The 23,666-nt window shown below is 53.6% G+C and carries 31 protein-coding genes and 3 tRNA genes; 22 read left to right on the forward strand and 12 right to left on the reverse strand.

Features of this window, described 5'->3' with window-relative positions; genetic code table 11:
* The first annotated feature begins 3 nt into the window (after positions 1 to 3).
* The 16 genes from HBA55_RS35005 (at position 4) to HBA55_RS35080 (ending at position 8,811) form a co-directional block, all read left to right on the forward strand.
* Positions 4 to 483: a hypothetical protein gene (locus tag HBA55_RS35005; protein ID WP_167000397.1), complete on the forward strand. Its 480-nt coding sequence runs from the start codon at positions 4 to 6 to the stop codon at positions 481 to 483.
* 9 nt (positions 484 to 492) lie between these two features.
* Entirely contained in the window at positions 493 to 2,385 is a 1,893-nt protein-coding gene (locus HBA55_RS35010) for a ParB/RepB/Spo0J family partition protein (protein ID WP_167000398.1), read from the forward strand.
* A gap of 76 nt (positions 2,386 to 2,461) precedes the next feature.
* Positions 2,462 to 2,617 carry a hypothetical protein gene (locus HBA55_RS35015; protein WP_167000399.1) on the forward strand — a complete coding sequence of 52 codons (156 nt, stop codon included), beginning with the start codon at positions 2,462 to 2,464 and terminating at the stop codon, positions 2,615 to 2,617.
* Positions 2,618 to 2,651: 34 nt separating this feature from the next.
* Positions 2,652 to 3,143 carry a hypothetical protein gene (locus HBA55_RS35020; protein ID WP_167000400.1) on the forward strand — a complete coding sequence of 164 codons (492 nt, stop codon included), beginning with the start codon at positions 2,652 to 2,654 and terminating at the stop codon, positions 3,141 to 3,143.
* Positions 3,144 to 3,441: 298 nt separating this feature from the next.
* Entirely contained in the window at positions 3,442 to 3,663 is a 222-nt protein-coding gene (locus HBA55_RS35025; protein ID WP_167000401.1) for a hypothetical protein, read from the forward strand.
* A gap of 24 nt (positions 3,664 to 3,687) precedes the next feature.
* On the forward strand, positions 3,688 to 3,900 hold the full coding sequence (locus HBA55_RS35030) for a hypothetical protein (protein ID WP_167000402.1): 213 nt from the start codon (positions 3,688 to 3,690) through the stop codon (positions 3,898 to 3,900).
* A gap of 24 nt (positions 3,901 to 3,924) precedes the next feature.
* Positions 3,925 to 4,137, forward strand: coding sequence for a hypothetical protein (locus HBA55_RS35035; protein WP_167000403.1), 213 nt, complete (start codon positions 3,925 to 3,927; stop codon positions 4,135 to 4,137).
* A 22-nt stretch (positions 4,138 to 4,159) separates the two neighbouring features.
* Positions 4,160 to 4,789: a hypothetical protein gene (locus tag HBA55_RS35040; protein WP_167000404.1), complete on the forward strand. Its 630-nt coding sequence runs from the start codon at positions 4,160 to 4,162 to the stop codon at positions 4,787 to 4,789.
* A 136-nt stretch (positions 4,790 to 4,925) separates the two neighbouring features.
* On the forward strand, positions 4,926 to 5,345 hold the full coding sequence (locus tag HBA55_RS35045; protein WP_167000405.1) for a hypothetical protein: 420 nt from the start codon (positions 4,926 to 4,928) through the stop codon (positions 5,343 to 5,345).
* A gap of 25 nt (positions 5,346 to 5,370) precedes the next feature.
* Entirely contained in the window at positions 5,371 to 5,529 is a 159-nt protein-coding gene (locus tag HBA55_RS35050; RefSeq protein ID WP_167000406.1) for a hypothetical protein, read from the forward strand.
* 28 nt (positions 5,530 to 5,557) lie between these two features.
* A complete protein-coding gene (locus tag HBA55_RS35055; RefSeq protein WP_167000407.1) occupies positions 5,558 to 5,941 on the forward strand; it encodes an ASCH domain-containing protein in 384 nt (127 codons plus the stop codon).
* Between the two features lie 25 nt (positions 5,942 to 5,966).
* Positions 5,967 to 6,200, forward strand: a complete 234-nt coding sequence (locus HBA55_RS35060) for a hypothetical protein (protein WP_167000408.1) — start codon at positions 5,967 to 5,969, stop codon at positions 6,198 to 6,200.
* Positions 6,201 to 6,276: 76 nt separating this feature from the next.
* Positions 6,277 to 6,888, forward strand: a complete 612-nt coding sequence (locus HBA55_RS35065; protein ID WP_167000409.1) for a hypothetical protein — start codon at positions 6,277 to 6,279, stop codon at positions 6,886 to 6,888.
* The gene (locus tag HBA55_RS35070; RefSeq protein ID WP_206020114.1) at positions 6,842 to 7,222 is read left to right on the forward strand and encodes a thermonuclease family protein; all 381 of its coding nucleotides are present in this window, start codon (positions 6,842 to 6,844) and stop codon (positions 7,220 to 7,222) included. Before HBA55_RS35065 ends, HBA55_RS35070 begins: the two co-directional genes overlap by 47 nt.
* Before the next feature lie 33 nt (positions 7,223 to 7,255).
* On the forward strand, positions 7,256 to 7,525 hold the full coding sequence (locus HBA55_RS35075) for a hypothetical protein (protein WP_167000412.1): 270 nt from the start codon (positions 7,256 to 7,258) through the stop codon (positions 7,523 to 7,525).
* A 62-nt stretch (positions 7,526 to 7,587) separates the two neighbouring features.
* The gene (locus HBA55_RS35080) at positions 7,588 to 8,811 is read left to right on the forward strand and encodes a site-specific integrase (protein ID WP_167000414.1); all 1,224 of its coding nucleotides are present in this window, start codon (positions 7,588 to 7,590) and stop codon (positions 8,809 to 8,811) included.
* An 87-nt stretch (positions 8,812 to 8,898) separates the two neighbouring features.
* On the opposite strand, the gene HBA55_RS35085 is transcribed toward HBA55_RS35080, so the two are convergent.
* From HBA55_RS35085 to HBA55_RS35140, 12 genes are all read right to left on the reverse strand, one after another.
* Positions 8,899 to 8,975, reverse strand: a tRNA-Pro gene (locus HBA55_RS35085).
* Positions 8,976 to 9,154: 179 nt separating this feature from the next.
* A complete protein-coding gene (locus HBA55_RS35090; RefSeq protein WP_167000416.1) occupies positions 9,155 to 9,514 on the reverse strand; it encodes a MerR family transcriptional regulator in 360 nt (119 codons plus the stop codon).
* Positions 9,495 to 9,797, reverse strand: coding sequence for an integration host factor subunit alpha (gene ihfA, locus HBA55_RS35095; protein WP_167000418.1), 303 nt, complete (start codon positions 9,795 to 9,797; stop codon positions 9,495 to 9,497). Before ihfA ends, HBA55_RS35090 begins: the two co-directional genes overlap by 20 nt.
* Before the next feature lie 24 nt (positions 9,798 to 9,821).
* Entirely contained in the window at positions 9,822 to 12,221 is a 2,400-nt protein-coding gene (gene pheT, locus HBA55_RS35100; protein ID WP_167000433.1) for a phenylalanine--tRNA ligase subunit beta, read from the reverse strand.
* Between the two features lie 79 nt (positions 12,222 to 12,300).
* Complete coding sequence (gene pheS, locus HBA55_RS35105) at positions 12,301 to 13,314, reverse strand: phenylalanine--tRNA ligase subunit alpha (protein WP_167000443.1); 1,014 nt, start codon at positions 13,312 to 13,314, stop codon at positions 12,301 to 12,303.
* A gap of 268 nt (positions 13,315 to 13,582) precedes the next feature.
* A complete protein-coding gene (gene rplT, locus HBA55_RS35110) occupies positions 13,583 to 13,939 on the reverse strand; it encodes a 50S ribosomal protein L20 (protein ID WP_167000445.1) in 357 nt (118 codons plus the stop codon).
* A gap of 42 nt (positions 13,940 to 13,981) precedes the next feature.
* Positions 13,982 to 14,176 carry a 50S ribosomal protein L35 gene (gene rpmI, locus HBA55_RS35115; protein ID WP_167000447.1) on the reverse strand — a complete coding sequence of 65 codons (195 nt, stop codon included), beginning with the start codon at positions 14,174 to 14,176 and terminating at the stop codon, positions 13,982 to 13,984.
* Positions 14,177 to 14,314: 138 nt separating this feature from the next.
* Complete coding sequence (gene infC / locus HBA55_RS35120; protein ID WP_476704296.1) at positions 14,315 to 14,863, reverse strand: translation initiation factor IF-3; 549 nt, start codon at positions 14,861 to 14,863, stop codon at positions 14,315 to 14,317.
* Between the two features lie 68 nt (positions 14,864 to 14,931).
* Positions 14,932 to 16,863, reverse strand: a complete 1,932-nt coding sequence (gene thrS / locus HBA55_RS35125) for a threonine--tRNA ligase (RefSeq protein WP_167000449.1) — start codon at positions 16,861 to 16,863, stop codon at positions 14,932 to 14,934.
* 193 nt (positions 16,864 to 17,056) lie between these two features.
* Positions 17,057 to 18,139 (reverse strand): 5-(carboxyamino)imidazole ribonucleotide synthase, encoded by a 1,083-nt coding sequence (purK, locus tag HBA55_RS35130; protein ID WP_167000451.1) that lies wholly within the window; start codon positions 18,137 to 18,139, stop codon positions 17,057 to 17,059.
* 52 nt (positions 18,140 to 18,191) lie between these two features.
* On the reverse strand, positions 18,192 to 18,680 hold the full coding sequence (gene purE, locus HBA55_RS35135; RefSeq protein ID WP_167000453.1) for a 5-(carboxyamino)imidazole ribonucleotide mutase: 489 nt from the start codon (positions 18,678 to 18,680) through the stop codon (positions 18,192 to 18,194).
* 163 nt (positions 18,681 to 18,843) lie between these two features.
* A tRNA-Val gene (locus HBA55_RS35140) sits at positions 18,844 to 18,920 on the reverse strand.
* A 211-nt stretch (positions 18,921 to 19,131) separates the two neighbouring features.
* Here HBA55_RS35140 and HBA55_RS35145 point away from each other — a divergent pair.
* The 6 genes from HBA55_RS35145 to HBA55_RS35170 all read left to right on the forward strand — a co-directional run bounded on the left by HBA55_RS35145 (position 19,132) and on the right by HBA55_RS35170 (position 23,550).
* Positions 19,132 to 19,986 (forward strand): NAD-dependent epimerase/dehydratase family protein, encoded by an 855-nt coding sequence (locus HBA55_RS35145; protein ID WP_167000455.1) that lies wholly within the window; start codon positions 19,132 to 19,134, stop codon positions 19,984 to 19,986.
* Positions 19,983 to 21,008 (forward strand): MraY family glycosyltransferase, encoded by a 1,026-nt coding sequence (locus HBA55_RS35150; protein WP_167000457.1) that lies wholly within the window; start codon positions 19,983 to 19,985, stop codon positions 21,006 to 21,008. Before HBA55_RS35145 ends, HBA55_RS35150 begins: the two co-directional genes overlap by 4 nt.
* 160 nt (positions 21,009 to 21,168) lie before the next feature.
* Positions 21,169 to 21,244 (forward strand) — tRNA-Asn (locus HBA55_RS35155).
* Positions 21,245 to 21,351: 107 nt separating this feature from the next.
* The gene (locus HBA55_RS35160) at positions 21,352 to 22,860 is read left to right on the forward strand and encodes a site-specific integrase (RefSeq protein WP_167000459.1); all 1,509 of its coding nucleotides are present in this window, start codon (positions 21,352 to 21,354) and stop codon (positions 22,858 to 22,860) included.
* A gap of 70 nt (positions 22,861 to 22,930) precedes the next feature.
* The gene (locus HBA55_RS35165; protein ID WP_167000462.1) at positions 22,931 to 23,341 is read left to right on the forward strand and encodes a hypothetical protein; all 411 of its coding nucleotides are present in this window, start codon (positions 22,931 to 22,933) and stop codon (positions 23,339 to 23,341) included.
* Complete coding sequence (locus tag HBA55_RS35170) at positions 23,341 to 23,550, forward strand: hypothetical protein (protein WP_167000464.1); 210 nt, start codon at positions 23,341 to 23,343, stop codon at positions 23,548 to 23,550. Before HBA55_RS35165 ends, HBA55_RS35170 begins: the two co-directional genes overlap by 1 nt.
* Positions 23,551 to 23,666 lie beyond the last annotated feature (116 nt).

The following is a 23,666-nucleotide window of genomic DNA, read 5'->3' on the forward strand; positions in this document are numbered from 1 at the left end:
ACCATGAAAAAGAGACAACTGAACTTACCCGCAGGACACCACGACGCAGACAGCGCCAGTGAACTACTGGGCATTTCAAAGGTGAAACTCCTGCAACACCTACGCGAAGCCGGCTTCCTGGACACCGACAAAAAAAACGGCCTGCACGGCAACCACAATCTGCCACGCCAGCAGATCAAGGACATGCAGTGGGCATACGTCAAAACGCTCACCTACGGCTCCGGAGCCAACAAACAGATCAACCGGGAATACCGCATCGCAATATTCACCGAGAAGGGCTTCAAAGAGGTCAAGAAGATCATCGCCGATCCCGAAGGCTACGAAATGCCAAACTTTGCCAAGCCCAAACTGACACCACCTCCCAGCGACTGCACCGGACAATCACGCAGGATGGCCCGTGCAAAACTCGACTCAGCCTCACGCAAAGCCCTACTGGACCAAATGGCCGACTGGGGACTGAGCACCGATCAACCCGCACACTGAGAAACCACCATGACCAGCGAAACCACTCAACAAATTGCGATCAAACAGCTTTGCCCTTCGCAACTTAACCAGCGCAAGAGCCAGGCCACCAAAGCCGAAGACGATCAGCTGAAAGCCTCCATTAAGGCACACGGCATCAAGCAGAATCTGATCGTTTTCCCTGGCAAGAAAAAGGGCACCTTTGAGGTTGTCGCCGGCGGCCGTCGCTACGACACCCTCGCCAAACTGGTGAAAGAGAAGCACTTCAAAAGCACCGACACAGTACCCTGCCAGGTCGCCGCCTCCGAATCTGAGGCCATCGAGCTGTCGATTGTTGAAAACACCCACCGGGCAGCCATGCACCCGGCCGACGAATTCGAAGCCTACCAGGCACTGCAACGCACTGGCGCCACCATCAAGGCAATCGCCGAACGATTTGGCGTCACTCAAAAGCACGTACGCCAGCGCCTGAAATTGGCCGGAGCTGCACCCGAGATCATCCAAGCTTATCGGGATAAAAAACTAGACCTGGACGCCGTGAAAGCGTTCACCGTAGAAGAAAGTCACGAGAAGCAGGTCGAAGTCCTGGAGTACTTTACCAATGACAACTTTGCCCCCGACGCCCACCACATCCGCCAACGCCTAACACTGGAGAGCATCCGAAGCAATGACGGCATTGCTAGATTTATCGATATGCGCCGGTACAAAAAACTTGGCGGCACCGTCAGCTCCGACCTGTTTGGCGACGTCAGCTATTTAAATCAACCCGAGCTTGTGCACCAACTGGCGATCGAAAAGCTTGAGCAACTGGCTGAGGAGATCGCCGACGGCTGGCTCTGGCACGAAACGCACATCAAGCTTCCGGAGCACAACTACGTAGCCAACATGGCCCCGATCACCGGCACGCCAAAACCCGAACTGACTGCCGAGCGCCAAAAGCTGGACGAAGAATTCCTGGAACTTGAGGAGCGCTGGGAAGATCTCAGCGACCAAGAACAGCAGCACATGGAGGAGCTCGAAGCCAAGGTATACCAGCTGGATGAGCAAATCGAACGAGAGCTTATGTTCAAACCCGAAGAGATGGCACTGGCTGGCTTTATCGTTACGCTGAGCCGGAATGGCGAACCTGAATTCCACATGGGCCGCGTTCGCACCCCAGAGCGTCAAGCACTGAAAGCACTCCAGACCGGTACCGACAACGGCGAAGAGAGCACCGACAACACCGAATTCAGCCCCCCTACCGAGACCGCGACCGAAGAGCTCAACGAGTATTCCAAGGCCCTGGTTAGCGATCTCGGAGAAACACGCCGCACGATCGCACAGGCGCACCTAGCTCGCCACCCGGTACTGGCCGCCGACCTACTGCACTACACCCTCTGCTACAACGTACTAGGCCCGCAGTGGTGGAGCCAACCCATCAGCCTGTCGACCACACAAACCTTTAATGCTGACCAGCACCCCACCGTTGCGGAGAGTGACGCCGTGGAGCACCTACAGAACGTTGCCGGCACCATGATGGAGTGGATCCACATCGATGGCGACGCAGAGCGATTTCGCGCCTTTCAAGCCATGGACGCGGATGTCAAAGCCGATATGGTCGCCTACTGCACCGCCACCCTGCTCAACGTCTCCCTGGTTAACAAAAGCGGCAGCGACATCACCGAAGAGGTGATCAGTCAAATGGAAATCGACTGGCACCAAACCTGGAGCCCAACCAAGAAGAATTTCCTCGAGCGCGTTGGCAAACCCATCCTGATCGATTTGGGCAAACAGTTCCTGCCCGCCGAATGGGAAGCGGAGGCCGAAAAACGTAAGAAGGGCGACCTGGCTGAGGAGCTAGAGAACGTATTCAACGGCAACGATGATCGCCTGAGCGAGGAACAGGCCCAAGCCGCTGCGCAGTGGATGCCGCCAGGATTTTAGAGCGCACCACGGGCATTGAGCATCATCCCTCAATGCCCACCAGTCAACCAGAACACCCAACAGCAGGAGCTACAACATGAGTGCAAAAAGAGGAGCACCCTTCGTCATCAATCGCCCTTACGGCCAGCACGACAGCAATAAAAAGTCTGCCGTTACCAAGGGCATTGACCCCAAGAAACGCCACCAGGTGGAAGAGCACCAGCGTCGTATACGCGATAAATGGTTTGACTAAAATCCAATCGCATCACCCAACGGGAGCACTCAACTTGAAGAAGTCGTTATTGGAAAACCTGGAGAAGCAAAAAATCAAAGATCTCTATGATGCCTTGCTTGCCACCTGCCTAGAGGAAAATACTCAACCGCATACAGGCATCATGCACTTACTTAATTTTGGGATCATTTCTGAGGAGACGGCCAACACTCTTCGCACCGTGTTTTCCGAAGCAAAGGATGCGCACCGCTGGCTTGCAGGACAGATCACCATTTTAGTCGACGAACTGGAAGACTCCTCACCGTTTGTTGTCTGCCACAGATCAAACAAAGGTGCCCACTCGATACTGGAAGCCGGGAAAATTAGCAATCCGGAAGAGCTGAGAGCAATGCAGGAGAGATATAAGGGATGCAAGGTCCAGATCGATTGCGCCTTTATGGGCACAGACATGCAGTACGCCGCCCAACACTACCACTGGAAACTTGTTAAATTCCGGAAAGATGATTTCCCATTCATCGAGGCGATGACTCAACTAGGTTCAATCTGAACCAAAGCACGAAGAGGAAGAATTGTACGAGGTTTCCTTTATGGATCAGGCAACACAAACACAGATTTGCGATGACTGTAGAAGGCCATTTAGTCCTACCGGGTCACTCTGGAGCAATCTTTGCGTTGAGTGCTTGACGCCCAAAAAGCCATCGGAGCACCACACTCGCTGCCATGACTGCGGGCATTTTGTAAGCAAGGATCTTTGGGTTCGTAAGGGCCACCCGACCTATGAGCACGCCTTGTGTCGGGATTGCCTCAGCAACTATGACGACCCTTACGCGAATTATTGAGTCGAAATGTACGAGGTTCACGCTATGGAGATACCGGAGACAGTAGAGGAACTGGACCAGCTTTACGCAGACATAGAGCGGCGTGATCTGGCTAGATTTCCTTACGAGGTTTATCACCCCGAAGGTGGTGGACCGCCACCGAAATTCCGCTCTTGGGCTGACGCGTTGGCGGCGCAAAAAGAATGGAACAGAGAGGTTTCCGGGCATATCGCCCGTAAGCGTAAGTAACGATCATATACCTGGAGAACATAAATGAAAGGCAAGAAGTTCTTTTACTGGCTAGGAATCCTGCACTCAAGGGTTGGCCCTCAGATTGACACCCGCCGCTTGGCTTCGTGGGCGGAAACTGCTTACACATGCGGGCTGATTGACGGGAAGGTGTGCGCGTTCAATTCTCGCCATAAAGGATCAGCCAAGCCCGACCACATTCCCGCTCGGCAGCGTAAAAAACTGGCTATGGCGTAATCCTGTACCGGGAGTGAATTATAGATGGACCCTGTTGCGGTATTTCTGATGGTCGGTTTCATGGCGTTTGTTGCTGTCGCCTTGTGGATTTGGTCAATCATTTTGGGCGGGAGGCTGGAGGATGCAAACCTAGAAATTAGCCACCTGAAAAAACAGAATAATGAGCTTTGGGAAGTCTACGATCACGACTGCTGGTGCAAGGGTTTAGAGTTTCGCCCCGAAGCTGAAACTAAATAATGTACAACTAAAGGAAAACAACATGAACAAGTGCAATGAAGAAAGATTTCTGAAGGATGTAGAAAATCACACAATGGACGTTCTTCAGGATGATGAGAATATGCGCCACCTAATCTTCACTGAAAACGGGTCGTCATTTTATCGTTTTGACCTGATCACCTGGCCGGGCTATCTGTGCATCACTGGTGACTGCGGCACTTATGTTTTTCGGCGCCTGTTAGACATGTTCGATTTCTTCCGTAGCAAAGACGGTGAGCTGAACATTAACCCTGGATACTGGGGTGAAAAGCTTGAGTCAATCGACACCCATGGTGGCTTTGAAAAGTATGAGAGCGATGTTTTTGATCGCACCATCAAAGAGGACTTTGACGAATGGGAGTTCGAAGAGGACACAGACAAAGGGCTGTCAGCAGAGGAAGTAAAGGCAGCCGTTTGGAAGCAGATCAAGTCGGAAGTTCTCTACTGGTCTGAAGATGGCGAGCATCCAGCCAGGCAGGCAGCTTCTTCATTCAAATCTGACTATGGGCATGAGTTCGTCGACTTTTGGGAGCGCGACTTGACCGAATACACCTTCCGCTTCATTTGGTGCCTCCGTGCGATTGTCTGGGGTATTCAGAAGTACGACACCAGAAAATTGGATAAGGCCCCCTAGTTCGCGGTCCTGTACCAGTGGCGTAGTTATAAAGGCGTCCTCCCAATTGGAGACAAGGGTCCGTCCCTCTCACCGATCTGGCCAGGGCGTCTCTATAACTACGTCTAACAAGCGGAAAATGAGTGGTAAAAGGAATATGGAATATCAATCAAATGCACTGTGGCCAAGAGGCGTATGCAGCAGTCCTTACGGCGACAACATCAGCACCGACAAGCATCAATCTGAAGCAGCGGCGGATGCGGTATGCAATGCGCTAAAGCAGGAAGGTTTTGGCGGCCAGCGCCAAGATTTCCCGCTGATGACTTGGGTTTCACCAGTTGAGCAGCCGCCGATGCCGCCAAAGAATGAGGCCGTTTATGAGGCTGTTGGCGAGTCAATTCGAAACGCGACATACAATGGCATCGAGTTCGAGGGCTGGACATACCGAGAGATAGCCGATGACATGGTTTCGTTGTGCCAGCCTCTGGAGGACTGGGACCCTCAAATTGTAGAGATGGAGATTCGCCGCTGGTTTGCGACGGATAAATCGCAAGGCTATAAGCCAGTGTTTTGCTGATCTGTACGACTTTGGAGCAATAGAAATGACTCAAGAAGAAGCGAAGCGGGAGTTAGAGCTGCTCCGAGAAATGGCTATCGAAGCCACCAAAGATTTGGGCGGCATTGAGGATCAGGACCACTCCGCTTTCCAAGAGGTGGCAACCCCGAAGCTGATAATCGAGATTGCGGACGCTCTGTTGTAGAGCGGTCTTGTACGACTTTGGAGAAACAATGAAAGCACTATCGATCAGGCAGCCCTGGGCATGGTTAATACTCCATGCTGGCAAGGACATTGAGAATCGCACCTGGCACACGAACTACACCGGGCCTCTGCTGATTCATGCCTCCAAAGGTTGCACCCAGCGCGAGTACTTCGAGGCGGCTGCGTTTGCCAAACTGGCACTGGATGACAGTCTGAGACCTCTCACACTGCCTCCACTGAAAGAGCTGCCACGGGGCGCGATAGTCGGTCAGGTAGAAATGGTAGATTGCAGCCGGGTGACCGGCTCACCCTGGCACATGAAGGACCAGTGGGGATTCGAACTTGAGAACCCGGTACCGATGGAGCCGATCCCGTACAAGGGCCAGCTGGGATTCTTTGAAGTGATCCTATAAAGCGGAAATGAGTGGTAAAAGAAATATGAAATACCTTCTCAAGAAAAACGGATATTGGTACCGCCCCAAGTTTTGTGGATATACCAGCAACCTACATGAGGCCGGAATTTACAGCGAAGATGAGATTGCTGACTACCGGACAGAAAGGAATTGTGAAACCAGGATTGTACCCTGCTCTGAGGTGGTTGCGGATCTGGAGCTGACTATCGCTCAGTGCACCGAGAGGCTGGAGCAATTTAAGGCCGCTATCGAGCGGTAATGTACAAATCACTCTATAGATTAGAGTCCTATATGGACAAAAATATTAACACTTCAGTGAAACACCAGGAGAAAACATGAACACAATCCAACTCATTCAGCCAGATGAAGACACCAAGAATGCGAATAATGAAATTCGACGACACTTAACCTTTTGCCGCTGGGAAGACGCGAAAAGCCTATCCCACCAACAGTTATCGAAGCTACACAAGAAAATTTCCTGTGGAGGAAAACCGACCAAAGCAATTAAATCCGCGATCGGACACTTCACCTACTACGTCTGTATATGCCACTATTTTCGGTCTTACCATAACACTCGACTCATTAGCTTTAACGCATACATGCCCCTTTGGGCCGACAGCCTAAGCCAAACATCTCTGAGCCAATCCATACCATTTTTCACTGAAAGCTACGGAGAATATTTTGGTAACTCATATGGAAACTATATTTTAAAGGCAGGCACAACGGATTGCTGGGAAAAGTTTCCGGAAGAAAAAAGAGAGCCACTGTATACCCGCGCCATGAGCATGGAAAATACAGCATTTAAGCTCAAAGAGTTACTTCACCAATCTGATACTCCATTTGACTCACACCCAATCCTGGAAGCTGCAGAGGAGCTCCTCAGAGCGAAAAGAAAAATCGATGAACTTGAAGCAGAACTCGAGCCCCATCAAACAAAGCAAGGCTGACAATGTCATGTATACGTACTCAGCAACTGTAACCGGTGTATATGACGGTGATACGGTTACCGTTGATATTGATTTGGGACTGGGAGTTTGGCTTAGAGGTCAGAAAATTCGACTCTTCGGAATTAACGCTCCAGAGGTTAGAGGCAAATCAAGATCGGCCGGAATCGATGCCCGCGACTGGCTAAGGTCGGAAATACTGGGGCAGTCAGTCGTTTTGAATACCATTAAAGATAAGACCGGAAAATACGGGCGATGGTTAGCTGTAGTCAGGAAGAACGGCGTCAGCATCAATGACAAGCTCGTGTCCACCGGCCACGCAACTCCCTACAACTGATTGAACCTTGAACCCAGACAGTTAATTTAGAAGATGCTTAAGCTGATCACTGCCCAACAATGGATTCGCGAAGTCTTCCCCGAGGGAGGGGTTGGCCCTCGCACCGTCGAAAAGTGGATCCGAACCAAGGTGATCCACGGCAGAATCATTGGAGGCAAACTGTTTGTGGATCCAGACAGAACTGCTGTGCTACTCGAGTCAAACACCGAAATTGAGGCAGATGACGCCACCGATCCCGAGCCTCCAGAACCCACACCCCAGGACGACTTTCAGGCGCTGCTAGACAAAGCCAGGGCCGCCTAAGTTGACTAAAAAACACTCAGTCATCTATGATCAACAGGATGGACTAAAATCGAGATACCAACATGGGCACCAAGAAAAGGGTTTTTGAAGGCCAGGAACTGCCTGAAAACCTCTACCAGCATCAACGCAAAATCGCTAACCGCTGGCGATACAAAAAGGCCAACGGCACTTTTTTCCACTTTGAAGCGCCTACAGACCAAGCGATCGCACTGGCCACACAGCTCAACCTGGAGCGGTCAAACCCTGAATTACCCACCCCCCAAGCCAGGGCGCAAAAGGCAGCCCGCACGAGCTTTGAACGCCACGTTGAGGACTTCATTGGAGAGCGAGAATCAAGGGATCCGTATCTTGCACGGAAAGCCAGCTGGCGAGACAGGAAGGGATATCTCAGGCGATTATCAAAGGATTTTGCGCACACGAGCGTCACCCAGGTCACACTGCTCGACATGCAGAAATACTGGGACAAATTCACAGGAAACGCCCAGCGAGCCAGACGTGCCGAATTCAAGCGATTTTTTAACCATCTGATTACGCGAGAGCTGTGCCCTAAACTAAAGGCTAACCCCTTTTCTACCGACGACAGCAAGCCCCAGGTAGCCATGCGGGCTCGCGCCGGCAAAAGGCGCCTGAGGCTTTCCATTGAGCAGTTCTGGAGCATCTACCATCATGCCGGCAACAAAGGTTGGCATTTCCTACAGACGGCCATGGGCATATCTCTGGTCACCACCATGCGCCGCGGGGATATCTGCGACCTGCGCTTCGATGAACACGTAGCCAGCAACTATCTCCGGAAGCAGATCAACAAAAGCCATGCTCAGCTGAGCCAGGCGGAGTTTCGAGCCGACCCTAGCAACCTGAGCTGGAACCTGGATGAGCAACCGATCCTGCGCAAACTGATCAATGACGCTCGAGAGACAAGCCTAAAGCACGCACGGTGCCCCTACATCATTCACTTCAGACCAAAAAGAAAGATCAAGGGCGATAGCCGGAAACACGCCAACCAGGTACTACCCGATTACCTCACCCGAGCTTTTGCTGAAACGCGAGACGAATGCGGCGACTTCAATAGTGTTTCTCCTAGCGCCCGACCCAGCTTCCACGAAATCAGAGCCCTTGGCAGTCATCTATTCAATAAAGCTTTTGGAGAGGAGCGCCGAAAGGACGTTCAGCTACTGATGGCACACACAGACGAGAAGATCACCAGGCATTACCAGCAGGGTCACGAGACCCACTGGACAGAGGTCGAACTGTCACTACCAACTGAGATCCTGAAGGGGCAATTTTGAGTTTTGTCCACCTGCGCCAAAAGCTTTGTCCACTTTTGTCCAGGCAAAAAAATAGCGACACTAAGTCGCTGATTCTTAAGGAAAATATGGTCGGAGTGGCCGGATTTGAACCGACGACCACCACACCCCCAGTATGGTGCGCTACCAGGCTGCGCTACACTCCGAGAAGAGTTGGGATTTGCTTGAAACAAATCGCCGTTTCGGACTTCTTCTTGGTGAAGAACAAGCTAAGTCATTGATTTGACTCGCTTTAGCCCTTGGGGTGAGAGGGCTGCATCATACCCGAATTCTATTTGATTGCAAGCACTTTATCGGCAGCAGGCCTGTGCTCACGGTGACAGCTTCAAGGACCGTTGAGTACGTCGAGAACCTCTTCCAGCTCGTTGATCATCTGATTAACCAGCTGGCCAAACTGACTGGCGTCCGCTTGGGCACTGTCTCCACTCATTTGCTGGCGGGCACCACCAATAGTGAAGCCCTGATCGTAGAGCAAGGAGCGAATCTGGCGAATGGTGAGAACGTCCTGACGCTGGTAGTAGCGGCGATTTCCGCGGCGCTTAACCGGTGTCAGCTGGGGGAATTCCTGCTCCCAGTAACGCAGAACATGGGGTTTGACCGCGCACAGCTCGCTGACCTCACCAATGGTGAAGTAGCGCTTGCCCGGGATAACCGGCAGCTCGTCGTTATTGGTTGGTTCCAGCATAGTTCTCTACTCGAGCCTTGAGTTTTTGCCCCGGGCGGAATGTCACCACCCGGCGGGCAGAGATGGGGATCTCTTCGCCCGTTTTCGGGTTGCGGCCCGGCCGCTGGGTCTTGTCGCGCAGATCAAAGTTGCCGAAACCCGACAACTTCACGTGCTCGTTGGTCTCCAGGGAGGTGCGGATCTCTTCGAAGAAAAGCTCCACCAGCTCCTTGGCCTCACGCTTGTTGAAGCCAAGCTCCTCATAGAGCATTTCCGCCAGATCCGCCTTGGTCAGTGCCGACATAGCCTACGCCTCTGTCTGCCCCTCTTACCTCAGGGAAGCGTTAAACGTCTCCTCCAGGGATTTGATCACGGCATCCATGGAGGCATTAATTTCGTCCTCAGTAAGAGTGCGTGAAGCATGCTGAAAGGTCAAGCCCAGGGCGACACTTTTTCTATGTGGATCAATACCTTTGCCCACATACACGTCAAACACCTTTAACTCTGTAAGCTGCTCTCCGGCGGCCGCAGAGATGGTGTTTTGGAGGCTGTCGACGTTGATATTCTGGTCCACAATAACCGCAATATCCCTACGAACCTCAGGGAATTTAGACAGCGGCTGGAAGCTCGGCAACTGCGCCTCGGCGACAGAGGCCTGGGTGATTTCAAACAGATAAACCGACTGATTCAAACCCAGCTCCTGCTGCAGTTTGGGGTGCAAAGCTCCCACAAAACCCACCTGCTCGCCATTGCGTACTACGGCGGCACACTGCCCCGGATGCAATGCGGGGTGACGGGCCACCTCAAAGCTGAAGCTGGCTTCATCGGCCATCAGAGCCAGTACCGATTCCAGATCACCCTTCATGTCGTAAAAATCGACGTTTTCCGCCTTCGCCGTCCAGGCCTCCTCCAGACGAGAGCCGTAGATCAGGCCGGCAATCACTGGTTGCTGATCCAGGTTGGAAACGCCTTCGCCTTTGGGGATAAAACGCTGACCGGTCTCGAACAGACGGACCCGATGCTGCTGGCGGTTGAGATTGTACTGCAGAGCAGATACCAGACCCGGCCAGAGGCTGGTACGCATCACCGCCATATCGGCACTGATGGGATTCTGCAGGGGCACCGGCGTGATCTCAGGATCAAACATCTGCTGCAATTTGGGCTCAACAAAGCTGTAGGCAATCGCCTCCTCATAGCCACGGGCAACCAGCTGGCTACGAACAGCACTCAGACCCACGCGGGTTTCGTTCTGGGGCAGAATACTCAGATCAGCGGTCAGGCTGGTGGTGGGCAAACGGTTATAGCCATAAACCCGGGCCAGCTCCTCCAGCAGGTCTTCTTCGATAGCGATATCAAAGCGGTAGCTGGGCACGCGGAAACGCCAGCCGGTATCGGCCTTGACGGACAGTTCCAGGCCAAGACGGGTAAGGATATCGATAACATCCTCATCGCTCATTTCAAAACCAAGGCCGGACTTGATGCGCTCGCGGCGCAAAGTCACTTCACGATCCTGGGGAATTTGGTCGTTTTCGGTGACCATAACGGGACCAGGCTGACCGCCGACGGCATCCAACAGCAGCTGAGTGGCTCGCTCGATTGCCTGCTCCTGCAGCTTATAATCAACACCACGCTCAAAGCGGTGGGAAGAATCCGTGTGCAAACCATAACTACGGGCGCGGCCGGCAATGGCGATCGGATGGAAGAATGCACTCTCCAACAGAATGTCTTTGGTTTCGCCGGTCACAGCGGTGTCGTTGCCGCCCATAATCCCTGCCATAGCGATGGCACGCTCATCGTCGGCAATCACCATGGTATCGCTGTTGAGCTCAACTTCCTGACCGTCCAACAGGGTCAGTTTCTCGCCCTGATCCGCCATACGGGCCTGAACGCCACCACGCAGGGTATTCAAGTCGAAAGCGTGCATGGGCTGGCCCTGCTCCAGCAGGACGTAGTTGGTCACATCCACAATCGCATCAATGGAACGCAGACCGGCACGGCGCAAGCGCTCTTGCATCCACAAGGGACTTGGTCTGGAAACATCAACGCCACGAATGATGCGACCGACGTAGCGGGAACAGGCCTCGCCGGCATTGAGAGACACTTTAATGGTGTCTTCGATCTGGGCCTCAACGGCCTTTATGACTGGCTCAATAACCTCTTTTCGATTAAGAACCCCTACGTCGCGGGCAATGCCTTTCATCGAAAGGCAGTCGCTGCGGTTGGGCGTGAGATCAACCTCGATGCACTGGTCGTTCAAGTCGAGATACTCGCGCAGATCCGCGCCTACCGGTGCATCCTCGGCAAGCTCCCACAGACCGGAATCATCGTCGCCCAACTGCAACTCAGTTTGCGCGCAGAGCATGCCGAAGGATTCGACACCGCGGAGCTTGGCTTTTTTAATCTTGAATGGCTTGCCGTCTTCACCGGGCGGCAACGCAGCGCCAACGGTCGCAAACGGAATTTTGATGCCGGGGCGGGCATTGGGCGCTCCACAAACCACCTGGCAGACTTCGTCGCCATTACCGGCAACCTTACAGACCCGCAGCTTGTCGGCGTCCGGATGCTGTTCAGCTTCCAGAATTTCGCCGACCACCACACCGGAGAACTCGCCGGCAACCGGCTCAACGGCATCCACCTCGAGACCCGCCATGGTGATTTGCTCAACCAAACCCTCAGTCGTGAGGTTGGGGTTAACCCATTCGCGTAACCATTTTTCGCTAAGTTTCATAGTCTTTTCTAACGTTGTTTGTTTCCCAAGTCGGGTTACGGCGCTTTGCGCCTAACCCGACCTACGCCTTTTAGATTCCTCAGAACTGTTTGAGGAACTTCAGATCGTTTTCGAAGAACATGCGCAGATCATTAACCCCGTAACGCAGCATCGCCAAACGTTCGACACCCATACCGAAGGCGAAACCGGTGTAAACCTCGGGATCTACGCCGCTGGCACGGAAGACATTCGGGTGCACCATACCGCAGCCCATCACCTCCAACCAACCGGTGTGGCTGCACACGCGGCATCCGTCACCGCCACAGTTGGTGCACTGGATGTCGACTTCTGCCGAAGGCTCAGTGAACGGGAAGTAAGAGGGGCGGAAACGCACCGGTACGTCAGCCTCAAAGAAGGCCTTCAGAAACTGGTCAACGGTGCCCTTCAGATCGGCAAAGCTGATGTTCTTGTCCACCACCAGACCTTCCACCTGGTGGAACATGGGCGTGTGGGTCAGATCGGAATCACAGCGGTACACACGGCCAGGGCAGATAATTCGGATAGGTGGTTCTTTATTTTCCATAGTTCGCACTTGCACCGGAGAGGTGTGCGTGCGAAGTACGTGTGTGGCGTCCACATAAAACGTATCGTGCATGGCACGAGCGGGGTGATGAGCCGGAATATTCAGCGCTTCAAAGTTGTGGTAATCGTCTTCGATTTCCGGCCCCTCTTCCACATCATAGCCAACGGCCTTAAAGATGTTGGCCATACGCTCCAGGGTGCGAGTCACCGGATGCAGACCACCGTTGGTCTGGCCACGGCCTGGTAAAGTGACATCAATAGTTTCTTCGGCCAGTTTGGCCTCCACCGCAGCCTGCTCCATAGCGTGCTTGCGCTCGCCAATTTGCTGCTGGACCTTTTGCTTGGCCTCATTGATTTTGGCACCGGCTGCAGGACGCTCCTCAGCAGACAATTTGCCCAGGCCTTTCAGCAAGGCAGTAATCTGGCCCTTTTTGCCCAGATACTCGACCCGCACGTGATCCAGTGCCGCCAGATCTTCGGCGTCGGCCACCAGTTTGAGCGCCTCGTCGGTCAGCGCTGCCAGATTTTCCATCAAGAACTCCCGTTAAATGAGAAGTTATAAGTTTGTATGTTGAGACAATTTATTGGGTTTGGTTCGTTGGCTTGTGACTATGTTCGCCTGCCGTCCGTCTGCAGTGTCGGATTACGTCGCTGCGCGACTAATCCAACCTACGCCTGGCTTTGTGTCGAGCCAATGCCAATAAATTGTCCTAAATAAAGTCCTGTAAATAAAAAAGGGAGGCGCTGAACCAACAGCCCCTCCCTTTTCGCAATCGTACTGTGACGACGTTGCCGGCCGATTAGGCCAGGGCTGCTTTTGCTTGAGCAACAATCGCAGCAAACGCAACTTTGTCGTGAATGGCCAGATCGGCCAGAACGCGACGGTCCAGTTCGATGTTCGCTTTTTTCAGACCAGCGATCAGGCGGCTGTAGGACAAACCTTCAGCACGGGACTGAGCGTTGATACGGGTGATCCACAGAGCACGGAAGTTGCGCTTCTTGACACGACGGTCACGGTAAGCGTACTGACCCGCTTTGATCACGGCCTGCTTGGCAACGCGGAATACGCGAGAACGCGCACCGTAGTAGCCTTTGGCCTGCTTCAAGATTTTCTTGTGACGACGACGCGCCTCTACACCACGTTTTACTCGAGCCATGGTAAATATCCTCTAAAAATGGGTAAGTCTGTGACAGGCCAATTAGTTGGCGCGCAGCATACGATCGATAGCTTTCTTATCGGAAGCATCGACCAGACTGGTACCGCGCAGCTGACGCTTACGCTTGGTGGTCATTTTAGTGAGGATGTGGCTCTTGTTAGCGGACTTGCGCTTGTAACCACCAGCAGATTTCTTGAAGCGCTTTGCAGCACCACTGTGTACTTTAGCTTTTGGCATGAGAATACTCTCGTTCTAACGTTAATAAAAATCACTAACCAGAAACTAAAAACGCCACTGCGTATTAATACCACTCACACGCAATGACGAGTTCTGGTAAAGCGCCATATAAAGTCATCTAGGCAGCTAAAAGCCCGATCACTTTCTCTTTTTGGGGGCAATAACCATGAGCAGCTGACGACCTTCCATCTTCGGATGCTGTTCCACAGTGCCAAGCTCCTCCAGATCGGTTTCGATGCGTTTCATCATCTCCATGCCGAGCTCCTGGTGAGCCATTTCGCGACCACGGTATCGCAGGGATACCTTGACCTTGTCCCCATCTTCCAGGAACCGAGTAAGATTACGCAATTTAATCTTATAGTCCCCGATATCCGTCCCTGGGCGAAACTTGATTTCCTTGATCTGCTGCTGGCGCTGTTTCTTCTTCGCCGCAGCCTTTGTCTTCTTGATATCAAACAAGTGCTTGCCGTAGTCCATCACTTTACAGACTACAGGATCTGATTCGCCGTTCATCAGCACCAGATCAAGACCCGCGCTTTGGGCGTTCTGCAATGCGTCTTCCAAGGATACGATGCCTACCTGCTCACCGCTGGCACCAATCAGGCGAACCTGATCTGCTTCGATTTGATCGTTAATTGGCGCCTTTTTGGAACGTCCTTTGGAATTATCTCGTTTGATAGTATTAATCTCCTAAAGTTTGACCGCCGGGAGTGACAGCCCTGCCATTTCAGCAATGGCCGGGCCTGCCCCACACCTTAATCGGCCTGCAACGACGAGCGGCCGCGACGTGCTACGTCCGCGGCCAACAGTTCTGCAAATGCATCGATGCTCATCGAACCCAAGTCCTCACCGGTGCGCGTGCGCACGCTGACGGACCCTGTTTCGACCTCCTTATCGCCCACTGTGAGCAGGTAAGGGATCTTCTGAATTGTGTGCTCGCGGATTTTAAAGCCGATCTTCTCATTTCTCAAGTCAGAAATAGCCCGGAAGCCCTTGTTTCTCAAGGATTCTTCGACTTTTTGCACATATTCGGCCTGATTGTCAGTAATATTCATGATCACGGCCTGCTCAGGCGCCAACCAGGTGGGGAATGCCCCCTCGTAGTTCTCGATCAGAATGCCGATAAAACGCTCGAAAGAGCCTAAAATGGCCCGATGCAGCATCACTGGCGTCTGGCGGGAGCCGTCTTCAGCCACGTACTGCGCCTCCAGGCGACCGGGCATGGAGAAGTCCACCTGAATGGTACCGCATTGCCAGACCCGGCCAAGGCAATCCTTGAGGGAAAACTCAATCTTGGGACCATAGAAGGCCCCTTCGCCCGGCAACAATTCCCAGCCGAGACCTTTGGCGTCCAGCGCATCCATCAATGCCTTTTCCGCCTTATCCCACACCTCGTCGCTGCCCACGCGCTGCTCAGGGCGGGTAGAGATACGGATGATGACGTCATCGAAGCCGAAATCCGCATAGACGCTGTACAGCAGGTCGGTGAAGATGGACACCTCGCTCTGGATGTCATCCTCGGCGCAGAATATGTGGGCGTCATCCTGGGTAAAGCCACGTACCCGCATAATGCCCTGCAGAGTACCGGAGGCCTCGTTGCGGTGGCAGGAGCCGAACTCCGCCAGGCGCAGTGGCAGGTCGCGGTAGCTCTTCAGCCCTTGATTGAACACCTGCACATGGCAGGGACAGTTCATGGGCTTAACCGCGTAGTCACGGTGCTCTGACTGAACGGTAAACATATTCTCACGAAACTTGTCCCAGTGACCCGACTTCTCCCACAGGGTGCGATCGACAACCTGGGGCGTCTTGATTTCCTGGTAGCCATTATCGCGCTGTAACTTGCGCATATACTCTTCAATGGCGGTATATATGGACCAGCCACGAGGGTGCCAGAACACCATACCTGGCGCCTCTTCCTGCAGATGGAAGAGATTAAACTTCTTGCCCAGCTTACGATGATCGCGCTTGACCGCCTCCTCCAGGAATTTGAGGTGAGCCTTCAACTGCTTCTTATCGGCAAACGCAATGCCGTAAACGCGCTGCAGCATTTTGTTGTCGGAATCACCGCGCCAGTAGGCGCCGTTGACACTCATCAGCTTGAAGTAGTGACAGAATTTCATGTTGGGCACATGAGGGCCACGACACATGTCTACGTATTCTTCGTGATGATAAAGACCAGGCTGGTCACCTTTGTCGATGTCCTGGTCCAGAATTTCCATTTTGTAGGTCTCGCCGCGAGCTTCGAACACCTCGCGAGCCTCCTGCCAGCTGACCGTCTTTTTCACAACGTCGTAGTTGGTCTTGGCCAGCTCCAGCATGCGCTTCTCCAGCGCCGCCATATCGTCCTCGGTGAGCATATGGTCGAGGTCGACGTCGTAGTAGAAACCGTTCTCGATGGTGGGGCCAATGGCCATTTTCACATCGGGCCACAGCTGCTTGATGGCGTGCCCCAGCAGGTGCGCGCAGGAGTGGCGAATAATCTCCAGACCGTCTTCGTCTTTGGCCGTGAATATCGTCAGCTCGGAATCTTCGCTGATGATGTCGTGAGCATCCACGCGCTCACCGTTGACGCGGCCGGCAATGGTGGCTTTGGCCAGACCAGGACCGATATCGGCGGCAACATCCATAACGGAAACGGGTTTATCGAACTCGCGTTGCGAGCCATCGGGAAGGGTAATAACAGGCATTTTACTTTCCAGTTCAGTGGTGACCCCTACGTAAGGCCACGTGAAGTTTTTGTCCGAACGGACTCCATAGTTCCGACGCTGGGCCGGAGCGAGGGAGGGATTATAGAGAAGAGCGCCAGGGCTGGCTACGGCACCTGTCAAAAATCCAGGGCAACCTCGCAAAAATCAAGGGCGCCAGCCCGGAAATCAGCTATCAGGCGTCAGAACCGCCCTCAACAGCAGCTTCAACCCAGTCGATCACCTGATAATAGCGCTCTGGGAGTTGCTCTTTTAGCTCATCCAATCCCTGAATCAGGCTCTTGTCGCCACTGTGGGTAAAGGTGATGTGGCCGACCTTTCTGCCCTCGCGCACCTCTTTGCCATACCAATAGGGTTCAGCTCCGGAGATCGCCCACCAGCGCTCGTCGCGAGGTGTGCCCAATAGATTAATCATCACATTGAGCCCCTTAACCTGGGGCTGGGCGAGCGGCACACCGGCGACAGCGCGCATATGGCTCTCAAACTGGCTGACACTGGCACCGGCCTGGGTCCAGTGAGCGGTATTGTGCACCCGTGGCGCCAGCTCATTGACAATCAGTTCGTCATCGACGCGGAAGCACTCCATCGCCATAACACCGACGTAGTCCAGACCATCGAGCAGCTTGCCCAACATAGCCTCGGCCTTGGGCTGAAGCATTGTCAACCGCGGCAGGGGCGCCACCGAAGCGGTCAGCACGCCATCCACCTGCAAGGTCAGTGTCAGCGGGTAAAAGAACTTATTGCCCTGGCGGTCACGCACGCCGACGATGGCCATCTCTTCGTCGAAGTTGATGCCCTGCTCGACGATAGCCTCATTGCGCCAGTCATCGGGAATTTCTGTGCCTTCGTATTGCTTCAGCCAAAATTGCCCGCGGCCGTCGTAGCCGCCCGTACGGCGCTTCATCAAGGCCCGCTCGCCAAGCTCTGCGTACACCTGGGTAGCAGTCAGTGAATCATCCACCAACTTCCAGGGAGACGTGGCGAGACCGAGGTCATCGAGCAATTGCTTTTGCGTGTAGCGATCCGCCAGGCGGGAAAACACATGCAGGTTAATAAAATTGGGGTGCTGGGCAAGCTTCTCGGTCACCGGCGTATCGGGCCAGAGCTCACGCTCGGCGGTTACCACATCTTGGGGCTGCAGATCAGGAATATCCTTAGCATCAATATCGACAGGTATCGCTTCCACGCTCAGCGGCATCGCCGCATGCTTGAGCATATTGCCAAGCTGACCGTGACCCAAAATCCAAACCTTGCTCATGGCTACCTCCAGCGAATGTTCTGCTGCTATTTATACGGACTATGTGGCGCGATTACGCCCGGGGATCCGGACTCGACAGGACCGTATCGGTTTGCTCCTGGCGGAAGGCGTCGATGCGCTTGGCCAGCTCTGCATCGCTGTTTGCCAGAATCTGGGCCGCCATCAATCCGGCGTTAAAGGCCCCTGCACCACCAATGGCCAAGGTACCTACGGCAACCCCGCGAGGCATTTGTACAATAGAGAGAAGACTGTCCTGACCGCTCAATGCCTTGCTCTGAACCGGAACACCCAATACCGGCAAGCGGGTTTTGGAAGCTACCATGCCCGGCAAATGCGCTGCACCACCGGCGCCTGCCACAATCACCTCATAGCCGTTATCGGCGGCTGAGCCGGCAAAACTCATTAACTTATCGGGAGTGCGATGCGCCGAAACCACTTCGACATGATAGTCCACGCCCAGCTTATCGAGGATATCGGCCGCCTCTTTCATGGTTGGCCAGTCACTCTTGGAGCCCATAATTATGGCGATTTTCGGCTGCATCTCTGCTCTCCCTAATTCACTCCACCGCGTTGGTCGGAGCGCAACTCAAATCAGTTGCACGGCCAAACATTCGTTGGCGGGCAATGATCCCAAACGAAAAAACCCGCTGAAAAGCGGGTCTTTATCAAAGCCTGCTGCTGACAAGCAGCAACAGGCGGAAATTTGGTAGGACTACCCAGATTTGAACTGGGGACCTCTACCATGTCAAGGTAGCGCTCTAACCAACTGAGCTATAGTCCTATAAATACACTTCCTGAGCCCGCCAGAGTGGCCACTGCTCGAAAGAGGCGCGTACTTTACCAGCCCGATTTGGCACTGACAAGCCCCTTTTTTGGCTTTTCCCCATTCCATCTTGAACCCATCCAGACTACCACTTCTATATATAGAAGGAGTAAAATCCCGGCCTTCACCGTTTAGTTGTGTCGTTAAGCCCGCTGGAGGCCTGGAAACCATGCAGATTGCCGTTACCGGTGCCAACGGGTTTGTTGGTCGCGCACTTTGCGCCAGCCTTACTGAGCAAGGTCACCGCGTGGTTGAGCTTTGCCGCCCCACCAATTTTTTCGACGAGGCGGCACTGGAAAAACCACTTTCGGGTTGTAAGTGCGTCATTCATACCATTGGCAAGACGCACAGCAGTGATTCCCTGGCGCAACTGCAGCAATATCGTGACATCAATGTTGACCTGAGCGCGTCGGTTGCCCGGGCTGCAGCCAAAGCCGGCGTTGCGCGCTTCATTTACTTAAGCAGCATCAAGGTCAACGGGGACTCCAGCGGCGAAACCCCGTTTTGCCCGAAATCCCACCCCACCCCCAGTGGGGCTTACGGCATTAGCAAACTGGAAGCTGAGCAGGCGTTAACAGCCACTTGTGATGAGCTGGGCATGGAGTTGGTCATTGTCCGCCCACCTTTGATTTTCGCTCCACATGCCAAGGGCAATATCGCCAGCCTGTCACGGGCGATCAAACTCAGACTTCCTCTGCCGCTGAACAGTATTCGTAACCGTCGCAGCATCGTAGACCTGGAAGTCTTGTGCTCGATATTGACGAAATGCTGCGAACAACCAGGAATCAATGGGCAAATTTTTCTGGTCAGCAATGGCACTCCAATCTCCACGGCAGACTTGGTTCGACGCTTGGCCAAACAGACCAATAGAAGAGCCTTGTTGGTCCCGGTTCCGACACCCCTGCTCCAATTTGCCGGACGAATGCTTGGCAAGCGCGAAGCCATTAATAAACTCTGCGGCAACCTGGAAGTGGATGACCAGCAGACGCGAGCAATACTGAACTTACCCGGTGAAGGCGCATGAAGACCCTTCCCTGGGACTGGTACGCCGGCGTATTCGCGCTGACACTCCTCTTAAGCTGGATAATAACAGGCCAGTATCGGCGCTATGCCTTGAACCGAGGGGTCATAGACAATCCCAATGAAAGGAGTTCACACACCATTCCAACGCCGCGCGGCGGCGGCATCTCGATTGTATTGACCAGCTTGCTATTGCTGGCCGCGGCAGGTTACTGGCAACTGCTCGACTGGCAAACATCGACCGGCCTGATACTGAGCGGCAGTCTGGTTGCCGCCATTGGCCTGGCAGACGACCACTCACCGCTCAGCAGCCGCTGGCGCTTTGGCGTACATTTTATCGCATCGTTGCTGGCACTTTCGCTGCTGCCGACAATACCTCACTTGCCAACCCTCTGGGGTGAACTGTCCTTGACCGGATTTGCGCTGCCAGTGCTGACCTTAGCATTGTGCTGGTTAATCAACCTGTACAACTTTATGGACGGTATCGATGGTATTGCCGCTGCGGAAGCCTGCAGCGTACTGCTCGGGGCGAGCGCCATCCTCTGGTTAACCGGTGACCATCAAGGGCTTTGGCTGCTTGCTCTAACCGCCCCCTTGCTGGGCTTTTTGATTTGGAACTGGGCACCGGCGAAAATTTTTATGGGTGATGGCTGCAGTGGCTTTTTGGGATTACTGCTTGGTGTCTTGGCGCTGCATTTTGCAGCCAACCACGAAATAAACCTGTGGAGCTGGGCGATCCTGCTGGGCGTCTTTATTGTGGATGCCAGTTGGACGCTTCTCACTCGGATATTGACGGGGCAGAACTGGCATCAGGCACATAGAAGCCACTGCTACCAGATCCTCAGCCGTAAACTTCAGTCACACGCCCATGTCAGTATCGCGACCGCATTGATCAACTTGATTTGGCTGACACCCCTGGCCTGGATAGCTTCGACCCACCCCGATCTTGGGCTTTTCCTTACGTTCAGCGCCTATGCCCCACTGGCAACCCTGTGCTGGCTGCAAAAAGCCGGCCTGGAACACTAATTCGCCAGTTTTGCCTTAAAAATCAACAATTTAATTTTTTCAGATTATTTTCAAACAGCGCTTGACGAGCCGCAGATCGCTCTATAATATACGCGCCATCTTGAGCAGCGGGGACAACCCACCCCTCCTGAATTACAGGAAACTGCGCAAGACATACCAATCCGCCTTAGCTCAGTTGGTAGAGCAAATGACTGTTAATCATTGGGTCGCTGGTTCGAGCCCAGCAGGCGGAGCCATATAAGAGAAAGCCCTGTAGACTACCATCTACGGGGCTTTTTTTCGTTTGTACGCCACGTTTCGGAAGTGCTTGCCCCTACTTTGTACCTACTGAGGGCATACTCCAATGCGGACCGAAAATGGCACTCCATATCTCTACCTTAAGCGCGGAACGCTCTATTTCTCCCGCCGAATCAACAAGCAGCTCGTGCGGGTCTCGCTAAAGACCAATGATGAGCAAGCAGCCGCCTATCGAATTGCCGCCTTGTACCCTTTGAGTAATCAACTCAAGAGGCTTGGCGTCTCCGGCAGCGCCCTAGTGAAGGCGTTAAGGCATCGGGTTGAACAGCTGCATGAAGAATCCCTGCTGGCCCAGTGTCCGCAATCAGTGACTGATGACCTACCTGCTGGTCACCGACAGCTGTTTCTAGCCACCCCCAGCGCCCTACCATCAACAGACCTCCTGCCTTCTCCAGTCATCGCGCCATCGCCCACACTCAGCACTCCGGCAGCCCCTCCCACTGCCCCGCTGCAGGTCTTCCCCGCCGCGCCTAATCCAAGGCTGGTATCAGATACGTTAGAGGAAGCGGTGGAAGTGCTGAGCCGCGACACCTCGGCGGAGAACGTTCGGAAATACCGGGAGGCATTCACTGAGTTCGACCTACTGTTCCCTGGCGTCCACTTTCACGACATCAGGCCAACCCACGCCAGTGAGCACCAAGGCTACCTCCTGAGAATCCCTGATAGACGGACGGTACGCCTGCCCTACAAGCGTATGCCAATTCAGCAGGTAGTCGAGCAGGACATCCCGACCGACCTCCTGCTCTCCAATACGACTATTAACGACCGCATAAAGCGACTGAAGGCTCTTTGGGGCTGGGCAGCCGAGCAGGAGATGTGTAGCGGGACCAACCCGTGGTCTGGTAACTCGCTGAGACTGGAAGAGAAGCCAAGGAAGCGGGTCGCCCTCCGCTGTGATGACGTACAGGAGCTGCTATCTTCCCCACTGTTTACAGATGAGACCTACCGATCTGGAGAACATGGGAGTCGCAGCTGGTGGTGGCTGATAGTCCTCGGCTTGTTAACCGGAGCGAGAATCGGAGAACTGACACAACTGACTCTGGATGACATCAGAGAGGTCGACGGTGCTCTGTGTATCTCCATCAACGAGGAAAACGGCAAGAGTGTGAAGACTGCTGCAGGCGTCCGATTGGTCCCTGTGCACCCGGTATTGCTCACGTTGGGATTTGAGGTCTATCTGCGCGACCTCCACAATCAAGGCCATCTACACGTCCTCCCGAGACCCAACGAGGCCGACGACGGGCCGCAGCGAGCCTCCAAGTGGTTCAATGGCCACTACCGGAACACCTACTTGCCACACTGGGGTCCAGCTGCCAAGTCGTTCCACAGCATGAGACACGGGTTTACCACACGAGCACTGAAGGACCTCGGGCTACACCTCCAGCAGACCCAGGCCATTATCGGTCACGAACCAGACCATATGGGTGAGACCAAACGTTATGCGCAGGGACAGTATCCTGTCGGGGACCTTGCACAGCTTATAGCGTCTTTCGATTATGGTGAAGTGGACTGGCGGGGGCTGAGAGGCGGCTGGGAGGGGCTAAAAGACGCATAAATCCACCGGTTTGCTTTTATCCTATACTGCCTTACCATCAGTGCATGGAAACCTGTGGACCTCTATTCCGATGGACGAAATAAAGCTTCTTCAGCACATTATTGAGCTAAGCGAAGAGCAAGGTAAGCTTTACGGCAATGTGCACTTTAGTGCCGACGACCGGCTCGTTGAGCAGCTCTACGAACGTTACAGCCTACAACCAACTATAGAAGAACTAAAAGCATTGGCCGACAAAGCCTATGCGCGGGGGTGGATAGAATATGCATACTTGGAAGGCAGCAACCATAACGGGCTTAAGTTGACTGCAAAAGGTGCGGGAGCAGCCAGATCGAAACTTGCACAAGAGAAGAAAAAGCACGAACGCTCGGCTCCCAAAAGGGTCTCTGACTACATTGAAGAGCATAAGGGGCTTTTTGTTCTGCTCGGCGCTGTGGTCGCCTTCACTACATTAGTTATTAGACTTACCAACGGAGACAACTGATGGACATCAAACCAATTAGGGTTGAGGTTACCTGCCTCTTCTGCGACGCGGCCTTGCAAGCTGAGGAGGAGCGTGAGTATCAATCGGGAGACCTCATTAAGTGCACTGCTTGCGGGGAGGAAAACGACTTCGACAGCGTGCGAGATATTGCCCTCGAAAAGGGAGAAGAACAGATTAAGGCCAAAGCGCTGAAGGAGAGGGACTGTTAAAAATTCTGTGTCATTCCTATAATCACGACCCAAAAGGAACGACACATGTCCAACGAGTTCGACTTTAACAAAGCACTGGAAGCCCTACAATCTGGTCAATCTTTGACCGGGAAAGA

The sequence above is a fragment of the Pseudomaricurvus alkylphenolicus genome, assembly GCF_011683955.1.
Classification (GTDB): Bacteria; Pseudomonadota; Gammaproteobacteria; order Pseudomonadales; family Cellvibrionaceae; genus Pseudomaricurvus; species Pseudomaricurvus alkylphenolicus.